Annotated in this window: 4 protein-coding genes and 1 pseudogene; 1 reads left to right on the top strand and 4 read right to left on the bottom strand. The window is 65.7% G+C overall.

Going from position 1 to position 3,979, the window contains the following annotated elements; translation table 11 throughout:
• The 4 genes and pseudogenes from AC2W7C_RS14445 to rpsL form a co-directional block, all read right to left on the bottom strand.
• A partial coding sequence (locus tag AC2W7C_RS14445) for a GTP-binding protein (protein WP_291838236.1) occupies positions 1-121 on the bottom strand: 121 nt, incomplete at its 3' end.
• 88 nt (positions 122-209) lie between these two features.
• Positions 210-2,290, bottom strand: a pseudogene (fusA, locus tag AC2W7C_RS14450) (elongation factor G).
• A gap of 159 nt (positions 2,291-2,449) precedes the next feature.
• Positions 2,450-2,923 carry a 30S ribosomal protein S7 gene (rpsG, locus tag AC2W7C_RS14455; RefSeq protein ID WP_486002051.1) on the bottom strand — a complete coding sequence of 158 codons (474 nt, stop codon included), beginning with the start codon at positions 2,921-2,923 and terminating at the stop codon, positions 2,450-2,452.
• A gap of 79 nt (positions 2,924-3,002) precedes the next feature.
• A complete protein-coding gene (gene rpsL, locus AC2W7C_RS14460; RefSeq protein ID WP_056453566.1) occupies positions 3,003-3,374 on the bottom strand; it encodes a 30S ribosomal protein S12 in 372 nt (123 codons plus the stop codon).
• Positions 3,375-3,733: 359 nt separating this feature from the next.
• Between rpsL and AC2W7C_RS14465 the strand changes: the two genes are divergently transcribed.
• Positions 3,734-3,979: hypothetical protein (locus AC2W7C_RS14465; RefSeq protein ID WP_486002052.1), on the top strand; the 246-nt coding region annotated here is incomplete at its 3' end.

Raw genomic sequence — 3,979 nt, forward strand, 5'->3', positions numbered from 1 at the left:
CACCCGCCTTCGCCAGCGTCATCGTGATCGCCGCCGTCAGCGTCGTCTTGCCGTGGTCAACGTGACCGATCGTGCCGATGTTGCAGTGCGGCTTCGTGCGTTCGAACTTTTCCTTGGCCATTCTCTTCTCTCCGTCCCCTGAACAGGGGGCTTGGTCCTAGTTTTTCAGGGGTCCGGCGGGCTTTGAGGCCCGCCGGGATTTGGTTGGGTTAGGCGGAATACTTCTTGATCACTTCGTCGGCGACGTGTTGCGGCACCGGATCGTAGTGGTCGTACTGCATGGTGAACTGGGCGCGGCCCTGCGACATGCCGCGCAGCGTGTTCACATAGCCGAACATGTTGGCCAGCGGCACGAAGGCGTTCACGACGACGGCGTTGCCGCGCATGTCCTGCCCCTGGATCATGCCGCGACGGCCGTTCAGGTCGCCGATGACCGAGCCGAGGTATTCCTCGGGGGTCACGACTTCCACAGCCATGATCGGCTCGAGCAGCTTGGGCGCGCCCTTCTCCTTCAGTTCGCGGAACGCGGCGCGGGCCGCGATTTCGAAGGCCAGGACCGACGAGTCGACGTCGTGGAACTTGCCGTCCGTCAGGGTCGCCTTGAAGTCGATCAGCGGGAAGCCGGCCAGCAGACCGCCTTCCTTGACCGACTCCAGGCCCTTCTCGACGCCCGGGATGTATTCCTTGGGCACCGCGCCGCCGACGATCGCGCTTTCGAACACGAAGCCCGAGCCGGGTTCGCCCGGCTCGAAGGTGATCATCACGCGGGCGAACTGGCCCGTGCCGCCGGTCTGCTTCTTGTGCGTGTAGTCGATGTCGACCTTGCGGCCCAGCGATTCACGATACGCGACCTGAGGCGCGCCGATGTTGGCGTCGACCTTGTAGGTCCGCTTCAGGATGTCGATCTTGATGTCCAGGTGCAGTTCGCCCATGCCCTTCAGGATCGTCTGGCCCGACTCGTGGTCGGTCGAGACGGTGAAGGACGGGTCTTCCGAGGCCAGCTTCTGCAGGGCGACGCCCAGCTTTTCCTGGTCGGCCTTGGACTTCGGCTCGACGGCGATCTCGATGACCGGCGCCGGAACTCCATCTTCTCCAGGATGACGGGCGACTTCAGGGGATCGCACAGGGTGTCGCCGGTGCGGGTCTCCTTCAGGCCGGCCAGGGCGACGATGTCGCCGGCGTAGGCTTCCTTGATGTCCTCGCGGTTGTTCGAGTGCATCTGCAGCATGCGGCCGACGCGTTCCTTCTTGTCGCGGCTGGAGTTCAGCAGCGACATGCCGGTCTCCATCTTGCCCGAGTACAGGCGGCAGAAGGTCAGCGAGCCGACGAACGGGTCGTCCATGATCTTGAAGGCGAGGACCGACAGGGGCTCGTCGTCCGACGCCTTGCGGACGATCGGCTCTTCCGTCTTGAAGTCGATGCCCGGGGTCGGCGGGATGTCCACCGGCGACGGCAGGTAGTCGACGACGGCGTCCAGCAGCGTCTGCACGCCCTTGTTCTTGAAGGCCGAGCCGCACAGGATCGGATAGAAGGCGCCCGTCAGAACGGCCTTGCGGATGCACTTCTTGATGGTCTCTTCCGAGGGTTCGTTGCCCTCGAGGTAGGCTTCCATCGCCTCGTCATCCAGCTCGACGGCGTTGTCGATCAGGTACTGGCGGGCTTCGTTGGCCTTGTCGACCAGGTCGGCCGGGATCGGCGCGTCCTTGTAGGAGGCGCCCAGGCCGTCGTTGTCCCAGACCACGGCGGTCATGCGGACCAGGTCGACCAGGCCCGACAGCGAGCTTTCCGAACCGATCGGGAACTGGATCGGCACGGCCTTGGCGCCCAGGCGGTCGCGGATCGACTCGACCGACTTGTCGAAGTCGGCGCCGATCTTGTCCATCTTGTTGACGAAGACGATGCGCGGAACCTTGTATTTGTCGGCCTGACGCCAGACGGTCTCGGTCTGCGGCTCGACGCCGGCGTTGCCGTCCAGCACGGTCACGGCGCCGTCCAGCACGCGCAGCGAGCGCTCGACTTCGATGGTGAAGTCCACGTGTCCGGGGGTGTCGATGATGTTCAGGCGCTTTTCGCGCCAGAAGGCGGTCGTCGCGGCCGACGTGATGGTGATGCCGCGTTCCTGCTCCTGGTCCATCCAGTCCATGGTGGCGGCGCCGTCGTGGACTTCGCCGATCTTATGGGACTTGCCGGTGTAGTACAGGATCCGCTCGGTCGTCGTCGTCTTGCCGGCGTCGATGTGCGCCATGATGCCGAAGTTGCGGTAGTCTTCGATTTTATGCGTGCGGGGCATGGGAGCGTGCCTTGCGGTCAATGCGGCGCCGCTTTCGGGACGCCTCGGGAATGTTCGGATAAGCGAGCGCGGGCGATTTAGCTCAAACCGCCCGCGCCTGATAGTCGTTAGATAGGAACCCCCATTCTTCCTTGAAAGAAGGGCGGTTCCTTGAAGGCGTTACCAGCGGTAGTGGCTGAAGGCGCGGTTGGCTTCGGCCATCTTGTGGGTGTCTTCGCGCTTCTTGACCGCGGTGCCGCGGTTGTTCGAGGCGTCCAGCAGCTCGGCGGCCAGCTTTTCCGTCATCGTGTTTTCGCCGCGGTTGCGCGCGGCGTTGACCAGCCAGCGGATGGCCAGGGCGCGGCGACGGTCCGGGCGGACCTCGACCGGCACCTGGTAGGTGGCGCCGCCGACGCGACGCGACCGGACTTCGACCGACGGGGCGACGTTGTCCAGCGCCGAGTGGAAGGTCGCGACCGGCTCTTGGTCCTTCTTCTTCTCGGCCAGGATGTCGAACGCGCCGTAGACGATGTTCTCGGCCACGGCCTTTTTGCCCTCGTACATGACGTAGTTCATGAACTTGGTGACGATCAGGTCGCCGAACTTGGGATCCGGCAGGACTTCACGCTTCTGGGCGCGGTGACGACGGGACATGGGCTTGGCCTTCTAAAGACGTGTCGTGCGGCCGGCCCTGATCTGGAAAGTGGGCCGGCGAATGGAAGGGGCGGGTCGCTTACTTCGGACGCTTGGCGCCGTAGTGCGAACGGCGCTGCTTGCGGTCCTTGACGCCTTGCGTGTCCAGCACGCCGCGCAGGATGTGGTAGCGGACGCCGGGCAAGTCCTTGACGCGGCCGCCGCGGATCAGGACCACCGAGTGCTCCTGCAGATTGTGGCCTTCGCCGGGGATGTAGCACACGGCTTCGATGCCGGTGGTCAGGCGGACCTTGGCGACCTTACGCAGAGCCGAGTTCGGCTTCTTCGGGGTCGTGGTGTACACGCGGGTGCAGACGCCGCGGCGCTGCGGGCAGCCCTTCAGGGCCGGGACCTTGTTGCGGACCGGCTTGGGCGCGCGCGGCTTGCGGATCAGCTGGTTGATAGTCGGCATCGAGTACTCGTCTCTTCTATTCGATGGGGGCGTGTGCCTTTCGGCCGGAGCGCCCGGTGAGCCTTCTTTTCGGACGGCGACGTCGCGTCCTCGGGTGAGGTTCCGAGCCGGTCCCGCGACAAAACGCAAAAGCCGGAACGCGCGCTTTGGACGTTCCGGCGGGCACAGCCCGTACGCTCGATTGTCGCGATCGCGGAGACCGTCCGAAGACGACCTTCTCGAAAGTGCGCGGCTTCTACGCGCGAGAGGCGCGAAGGTCAAGGGCCGTCTCGCCGGGAGGGCGGCGGGCGCCGCGAACAGACTCCGCCCCAATACCGCCACGCTGGCCGCGTCCCTTCCCTCGCGGATCGGGAGGATCGATGGCGCGGCTGGCGTGGGTGTGGCCTTCGGATCGGGAACGCTGGCGCAGGCCGGTCCTGATCGGCGCGTCCGTCGCCGCCCACGTCCTGGTGCTCGGGACCCTGGCCCTGCGCGCCATCGAGATGGACCGCTTCCCGGTCCCGGAGCCCGAGACCGTCGTCTACGTCGAGATCGAGCCGCGCCCGCTGCTGCCCGACGAACGGCCCCGTCCCCGCCCGTCGCCCGCCCAGGCCGTTCCGGACTCC

This window comes from Brevundimonas sp. CURTG3B2_SDJG (assembly GCF_057364705.1).

Bases quoted from the DNA above. Each gene is read 5' to 3' on its own strand.
- rpsG (WP_486002051.1), bottom strand. From the start codon at position 2,923: ATGTCCCGTCGTCACCGCGCCCAGAAGCGTGAAGTCCTGCCGGATCCC.
- rpsL (WP_056453566.1), bottom strand. From the start codon at position 3,374: ATGCCGACTATCAACCAGCTGATCCGCAAGCCGCGCGCGCCCAAGCCG.